Source organism: Streptomyces sp. WAC04114 (assembly GCF_019733245.1).
Lineage (GTDB): Bacteria > Actinomycetota > Actinomycetes > Streptomycetales > Streptomycetaceae > Streptomyces > Streptomyces massasporeus_A.
Map to the genome: position 1 here is coordinate 1 of NZ_JAIGQA010000277.1, position 6,936 is coordinate 6,936.

8 protein-coding genes and 1 pseudogene are annotated in these 6,936 nt (G+C 71.6%); 3 read left to right on the forward strand and 6 right to left on the reverse strand.

Annotation, left to right across the window (positions count from 1 at the left end; translation table 11 throughout):
* Together K4G64_RS37560 and K4G64_RS37565 are read left to right on the forward strand one after the other, a co-directional pair.
* Positions 1–683, forward strand: a 683-nt coding sequence (locus K4G64_RS37560) for a carboxylesterase family protein (RefSeq protein WP_221760351.1), incomplete at its 5' end; no start/stop codon positions are given.
* Positions 680–2,047, forward strand: coding sequence for a phenylacetate--CoA ligase family protein (locus K4G64_RS37565; RefSeq protein WP_221760352.1), 1,368 nt, complete (start codon positions 680–682; stop codon positions 2,045–2,047). The genes K4G64_RS37560 and K4G64_RS37565, both read left to right, overlap by 4 nt.
* Before the next feature lie 78 nt (positions 2,048–2,125).
* Here K4G64_RS37565 and K4G64_RS37570 read toward each other — a convergent pair whose 3' ends face one another.
* Positions 2,126–2,497, reverse strand: a complete 372-nt coding sequence (locus K4G64_RS37570) for a hypothetical protein (protein ID WP_260461519.1) — start codon at positions 2,495–2,497, stop codon at positions 2,126–2,128.
* A gap of 207 nt (positions 2,498–2,704) precedes the next feature.
* Between K4G64_RS37570 and K4G64_RS37575 the strand changes: the two genes are divergently transcribed.
* Positions 2,705–3,949: a cytochrome P450 gene (locus K4G64_RS37575; protein ID WP_221760358.1), complete on the forward strand. Its 1,245-nt coding sequence runs from the start codon at positions 2,705–2,707 to the stop codon at positions 3,947–3,949.
* Here K4G64_RS37575 and K4G64_RS37580 read toward each other — a convergent pair whose 3' ends face one another.
* From K4G64_RS37580 to K4G64_RS37600, 5 genes and pseudogenes are all read right to left on the reverse strand, one after another.
* Complete coding sequence (locus tag K4G64_RS37580; RefSeq protein ID WP_308122594.1) at positions 3,950–5,260, reverse strand: cytochrome P450; 1,311 nt, start codon at positions 5,258–5,260, stop codon at positions 3,950–3,952. It lies immediately after the preceding gene.
* Between the two features lie 44 nt (positions 5,261–5,304).
* Positions 5,305–5,943 (reverse strand): ATP/GTP-binding protein, encoded by a 639-nt coding sequence (locus K4G64_RS37585; RefSeq protein ID WP_221760355.1) that lies wholly within the window; start codon positions 5,941–5,943, stop codon positions 5,305–5,307.
* Positions 5,921–6,280 (reverse strand): DUF742 domain-containing protein, encoded by a 360-nt coding sequence (locus K4G64_RS37590; protein ID WP_221760356.1) that lies wholly within the window; start codon positions 6,278–6,280, stop codon positions 5,921–5,923. The genes K4G64_RS37585 and K4G64_RS37590 overlap by 23 nt, the downstream gene beginning before the upstream one ends.
* Positions 6,277–6,690 (reverse strand): roadblock/LC7 domain-containing protein, encoded by a 414-nt coding sequence (locus tag K4G64_RS37595; protein ID WP_221760357.1) that lies wholly within the window; start codon positions 6,688–6,690, stop codon positions 6,277–6,279. Before K4G64_RS37595 ends, K4G64_RS37590 begins: the two co-directional genes overlap by 4 nt.
* Positions 6,687–6,936, reverse strand: a pseudogene (locus K4G64_RS37600) (ATP-binding protein); the annotation flags it as partial. The pseudogene K4G64_RS37600 and the gene K4G64_RS37595, both read right to left, overlap by 4 nt.

The following is a 6,936-nucleotide window of genomic DNA, read 5'->3' on the forward strand; positions in this document are numbered from 1 at the left end:
GCCCCCGTGTCCTCCCCCGCCCTCCGCGCACGGCGTGGGCCGAGGGACGAGTGAACGCGGTACCGACGCTGAGCGGCAACACCCATGACGAATACCGCTACTTCACCGCACTGTACGTGGATCTGCTCGGCGGCGGCCCCCTGACCCCCGCGTCGTACGCCGCCCTGATCCAGCTCCAGCACGGCAACCGTGCGGCCGCGGTCCTCGACACCTACCCCGCCTCGGCGTATCCCTCCCCCAACCTGGCGTACTCCGCCGTCGGCACGGACCAGCGGTTCGCCTGCCCCGCACGGGCCGACAGCCGGCTGTACGGCAACCGGGTGCCCGTCTACGCCTACGAGTTCCACGACCCGCAGGCACCGCCGTTCATCCCGGCACCGCACACGCCGCAGGGTGCCTTCCACGCCTCCGAACTGGCCTATCTCTTCCCCACGGACGCGGTAGCGCCCCTGACGCCCGCCCAGCGGCGACTGTCCGCCACGATGACCGCCTCCTGGGCCCGCTTCGCGGCCACCGGCGACCCCAACGCGCCCGGAACTGCGCCCTGGCCGCGTTACACGGCCGACGAGGACCGCATCCAGGTGCTGACGCCGGACCGGGTCGGACCCACCACCGGCTTCGCGGCCGACCACCACTGCGCGTTCTGGGAGCCCTCCCCCGGCCCCCGGGGAGCCGAGCGATGACATCGGCCCTCGCCCTGGTCCGGGACGGGCGCCGGATCCTGCGGCAGGGCCCGGACGCCCTGGCGCACCGGCAGCGGGAGCGGCTGGCCTCGATGGTCGACTTCGCCCGCGCCAACTCCCCGTACTACCGCGAGCTGTACCGGACTCTGCCCGAACGCGTCGAGGCCCCCGCCCTGTTGCCGGTCACGCGCAAGCAGGACCTGATGGCACGCTTCGACGACTGGGTCACGGATCCCGGGGTGACCGTGGACCGGGTACGGGCCTTCGTCGCGGATCGCCGACGGGTCGGCGAGCGCTTCCTGGGCAGATACCTGGTCACCACGACGTCCGGGACCACCGGCCACCGCGGCCTGTTCCTGCTCGACGACCAGGCGGCGGCGGTGGTCAGGGCCCTGTCGCTGCGGGCCGCCCGGCGGTCCCTCACTCCCTCGGTGACGGCCCGTCTGCTCGCTCGCCGCATGCGGTCGGCGCACATCGTGGCCACCAGCGGTCACCTGGCCGCGTACGCCGTCATCGCCCGCTCCCGCGCGGCCGGTCGGCTGTCCACCCGGGGCAGCCGGGTGCTGTCGGCGCACAGCCCGCTGCCCGAGCTGGTGGACGAGCTCAATCGGTACCGCCCGGTGTTCCTGGCCGGCTACGCCACTGTGATCGCGCTGCTCGCCGGCGAGCAGCTGGCCGGCCGGCTGCGCATCGCCCCGGCCGTGGTGTCGCTGCTGGCCGAGGGCGTCAGTGACCGCGACCACCGCAGGATCCGCTCCGCTTTCGGGGCACGCCTGGTCGACACCTACGGCTGCAACGAGAGCCTCGCCCTGGGCTATGGCTGCGGGTTCGGATGGCTCCACGTCCACAGCGACTGGCTGATCCTGGAGCCCGTCGACTCCGACCTCCGCCCGACCCCGCCGGGCCGGGAGTCCTTCACCGTGCTCCTGACCAGCTTGTGCCGGTGGGCGCAGCCGATCCTGCGCTACGACCTCGGCGACAGTGTGCTGCTGCGCCCGGACGCGTGTCCGTGCGGGGATCCCCTCCCCGCGATCAAGGTCCGCGGCCGCGCGGCCGACCTGCTGTCCTTCCCGCGTGGGGACGGCGGCAGCGTCCGTATCGTGCCCATGGCCTTCGAGACCCTCCTGGAGAGCATCCCGGACATCGACCTGTTCCAGATCGTCCAGACGGCGCCCAGCTGTGTGCGGGTGCGGATCCGGTCCGCCGCCGGAGCCGATCGGGACCGGCTGTGGGCGGCGGTGCGTAAGGAGATGATCGCCCTGCTCAGTGCCCACGGGGCGGGCCAGGTGAGCGTCGAACGCGCCGACGAGCCGCCCGAGCAGTCTCCGGGCGGCAAGTACCGGGTCGTCATTCCCTGGTCGTGACGCCGCGCAACGGAAAAGCCGTGCGTGACACCCTGCGCATCCCGCCCCGGCCGGGCTCAGGATCGGCCGGGGCGGGTGTCAGAGGGTGGGCGACTTCCTGCGGAGGAGGGCCGTGCGGAGGGCGGAGTGCAGGCGGGGCGTGTTCGTCCATTCGTGTCCGCGCGACGGGGAGACCTGCCAGTACAGACCGGGGCGCGTGACGCGGTGGAGCGGGGGGATCGCCACGTGCCAGCCCCGGCCCAGGACACGCACCCGCGGGAGCTCCCAGTCGGCGGCCGAACCAGGAGGAATCAGCCAGTACAGGCGTTCGCTGGAGCCGTCCGCGATCACGGCTCCCGTCTCGTCGCCGAGGTGCCGGAGTGCGTCGGTCCCGAGGTCGAGCGGTACCCGTACGGCGTCCCACCAGCCGCCCGCGGCCACGATCCGCACCTCGACACTGCCCGGTTGCATCCACCACGAGGTCCTGCCGACTGTCATCACCCTCACCGGCTCTCCGATCCGACACCCCGACCGTAGGGCGGCGGAGAAGCGCCAACTTGCCTCGGCACGCAGAGAAGTTGTCCCCTTGCGCAGCGCATGGCGGCATCTCTCCCCCGGACACGCTACGTTCAAGTAGCTTTACGGGTCGTATCGATGCGCGAGCACCTGGAGGCTTCCATGGGATACCCCCGCCCCTTAGTGATCGACCCGACCGGCCGCGACATCCACGGCGAGGCCGCCCGGATACGCGAGCTCGGACCGGTGACCCCCGTCGAACTGCCCGAGGGCGTCCAGGCATGGGCCGTCAGCAGTCCCGACCTCCTCAAGCGCCTGCTCACCGACCCACGCGTCTCCAAGGACCCACGCCGGCACTGGCCCCAGTGGATCAAAGGTGAGATCTCCCCGGAATGGCCGCTGTTCACCTGGGTCGCGGTGCAGAACATGTTCACCGCCTACGGAGGCGAGCACAAACGGCTGCGCGCCCTGGTCTCCAAGGCGTTCACCGCACGCCGCACCACGGCGCTCCGACCCCGTGTCGAGGAGATCACCGCGACCCTGCTGGACGGGGTCGAGGCGGCCGGACGGCACGGACACATCGTCGATCTGCGCGAGGAGTTCTGCTACCCGCTGCCGATCCAGGTGATCAGCGAACTCCTCGGCCTGCCCGAGGAACAGGGCGCGGAGCTACGGGCCGTCGTGGACGGCGTCTTCCATACCTCCGCCACCCCGGAGGAAGTCACCGACAACTACGCACGGTTCTACGCGGCACTGGGCGAACTCGTCGCCCTCAAGCGGCGGTCGCCGGGCGACGACCTGACCTCGGCACTCATCGCGGCCCGCGACGACGACAGCGGCAACCGGCTGAGCGAGCAGGAACTGCTCGACACCCTGGTGCTCATGATCAGCGCCGGCCACGAGACCACCGTCAACCTGATCGACAACGCCGTCCACCTCCTGCTGACCCATCCGGACCAGCTCACCCACGTCCGCTCCGGCCGCGTCTCCTGGGAGGACGTGGTCGAGGAGGCGCTGCGCGTGGAGGCGCCCGTCGCCAGCCTGCCGCTGCGGTACGCCGTCGACGACCTCGTGATGAGCGAGTTCGGCGGCCCGGACGGGGTGGTGATCGGCAAGGGCGAGGCCATCCTCGCCGCGTACGCGGCCGCCGGACGTCACCCCGGGAAGTACGGCGCGGACGCCGACCTCTTCGATGTCACCCACATCGACAAGGAGCACCTCGCCTTCGGCCACGGCGTGCACTTCTGCCTGGGCGCACCGCTGGGGCGGCTCGAGGCCCACATCGCGCTGCGGGCGCTCTTCGACCGCTTTCCCGGACTCCGACTGGCAGTGTCCCAGGACGAGTTGGAGCCGGTCGACTCCTTCATCTCCAACGGCCACCGTGCCCTTCCGGTACGCCTGTCCTGATCACTCGCCACGCCACCACGCCAGCAGCCGGGCGGCCCATCCGCGCGGCACACCACTGGTCTCGGGCACCACAGACGGCTGGGGCGTCGGCGCGTCGCCCTCCACGGGCGGCGGGTCGCCGACGCCGGACGGGGTGGCGGTCACCGGTGGAAACGTCACCGGCAGCGCGACCAGCCCGCGGTGAAAAGGACCCGGTCGCCAAGCCAACGCCTCCACCGGTACGGCGAGTTCGACATCGGGAAGACGATCGAGCAGCTTCTCCACCGCCACCGCCGCGATCAGCCGGGCAGGACTCTGCGCCGGACAGTTGTGCGGGCCCGCGCTCCACGCCAGGTGGGCGCGGTTGCCCGCCCGCTGATCCGTCCTCAGGGAGGGATCGGTGTTCGCCGCGGCGAGGCTGACCACGAGCGGATGCCCCGCCCGCAGCACCACCCCGTCGTGGACGACGTCGTGAATCGGATAGTGCACGGCGTAGTTGGCCATGGGCGGGTCGGTCCACAACACCTCGTCGAGGGCGTCCTCCACCGGCAGACTGCCGCCCGCGAGGCTGCCAGCGAACCGGTCGTCGGACAGCAGCAGCCGCAGGCTGTTGGCGATCAGGTTCTGCTGGGGCTCGGTACCCGCGCCCATGAGCAGGACGAGGGTGTGCACCATCTCCTCATCCGTGAGCCCGGCGGGATGGTCCATGAGCCAGGACGTCACATCCGGCCCGGGCCGCCGGCGCTTCAGCGTGACGAGGTCCAGCAGCGTCGTCGCGAGCAGTTCGTTCGCCTTCTCGGCGTCCACTCCGTCGAAGATCCCGGACATCCCCTGTACCAGCCGCTCACCGTAGTCGGCCGGGCAGCCGAACAGACGGTTGAACACCAGCAGGGGAAGCACCTGCGCGTACTCGCCGAGCAGATCGGCCCGCCCGGCCGGGGCGAGGCGGTCGATGAGCGTGTCCGCGCTCGCCTCGACGTGGCCGCGCAGGGTGGCGGGGTCCACCCGGGCCAGGGCGTCCGTGATCGCGCCGCGCAGCCTGCGGTGTTCCGCGCCGTCGGTCCAGAGCGCGTTCGGCCGGTACATCATCATCGGCACGACCGGACTGTCCATGGGGACGGTACCGTCCGCGAGGTCCTTCCAGCGGCGGGGGTCCTTGGAGAAGGTCTCGGTGCTGCGCAGCACGTGCAGGGCGGCGTCGTATCCGACGACGAGCGAGGCCCGCACGCCGGGCGCCAGCTCGACCGGCGCAATGGGGCCGATGTCGCGCAGCCGCCGGTAGACGGCTGCAGGGTCGGCGGCGAACTCGGGGCCGTAGAGCGACTCGTGCACGGGACAGCCCGGCGGCGGTACAGGCGGTACTGGTGGTACGGAGGTCACGCGTGCTCCAGGTGGCCGTCGGGGGTCCCCTCGCTCCGGCGAGGCCGGGAGGGCGGAAGGGTCAGGAGGTACTCGACGAGACTGATGAGTGCCCGCGTGGACGACACCCGGTCGCGGGCGTCGCAGCGGACGAGCGGGGTTTCGGGCAGCAGGTCGAGGGCCTCGCGCACCTCGTCCAGCTCATACGCGGGGGCGTCGTGGAACTGGTTCAGGGCGACCGCGTACGGCAGCCCGCGCTCCTCCAGCACGCCCATCACCTCGAACGACTGGCTGAGGCGGCGTGTGTCGGCGAGGACGAGCGCGCCGAGCGCGCCTTGGGTCATGTCCTGCCACAGCCGGGTGAAGCGCTGCTGGCCCGGGGTGCCGAAGAGGTAGAGCACCAGACGGTCGTTGAGGGTGAGCCGGCCGAAGTCGAGGGCGACCGTGGTGGTCGTCTTGTCTCGCATGCCCGCCAGGTCGTCGACGAGGGCGCCGGCCTCGGTCATGACCTCCTCGGTGCGCAGGGGCCGGATCTCGGAGAGCGTGCCGACGAACGTGGTCTTGCCGACCGCGAAGTGGCCCACGATCAGCAGTTTGACCGCGGTCTGCACGCTGGGCCGCAGGTAGACGTCGTCAGAGGCGGGCACGGAGTCCATCGAGCACCTCCTGGAGGATTCGGGCGTCGGTCGGCCGGGCGGCGGGGATCGGCGCGCGGATGACGATGTGGCCGCTGTCCATGAGATCGGCGATCAGCACTTTGGCCACGCCGACCGGTAGCGACAGATGGCCGGCCACCTCGGCGACGGACAGGGCCCCGGGCCGGCACAGCTCCATGAGCCTGCGCTTTTCCGGGTTGAGTCCGGTCAGCGGCAGATCGTCGGTCGCGATCAGCAGCGTGACCAGGTCCAGGGTGTTACGGGTCGGGTGGGCGCGGCCGTCCGTGACGACGTACGACCGCACCAGCCGGTCTGTGGGACGGCGCCGGGGTGTCATGCCGGGCTGCCGGTGTCCTGCCGGGCGGGGCTGGTCAGCTCCTTGCCGAGCCGGTCGACGAGTTTGTGCATGCGGTAGGTGACCGCTTCCATGTCGACGTCCTCGCCGGTGGAGACCGCGAGGTAGGCGCCCTCGCCGGCGGCGACCAGGAAGACGTAGCCGTGCGCGAACTCGATCATGGTCTGCCGCCACGGGGTGTGCGGGGTGCCGCAGAACTCGGCCGTGCTGCGGCTGATCGACTGGACGCCGGACAGGCCCGCGGCCAGCCGTTCGGCGTCGTCCCGGTCGATCTCCTTGGAGAAGGCGCGGAGCATGCCGTCGGCGGAGAGCAGGATCGCGTGACGCGCCTGCGGAACCTTCAGCACCTCGTCCAGCATCCAGCCCAACGTGTTGTTGGTGGGCCCGGTCATTCGTGGCTGTTCCCTTCATCGTCGTGGAGCGTGTGCCGGACGGCCCGGCCGGAGCGGGTGCCGCGTGCGAAGGCGCCCATGCGCCGGGCGTTCTCCTCTGCCGAGCGGCCGCCGACGTCGTCGGCCGGTACGGGGTGTGGGGCCGGTTGCCGTGGGGAGCGGCGACGGCGCTTGGGCAGGCCGCCCGGCGTCGTCGCCTCCACGGGTTCGGGTGCGGGGTCGGCTGGTACGGCGTCTGGACCTGGC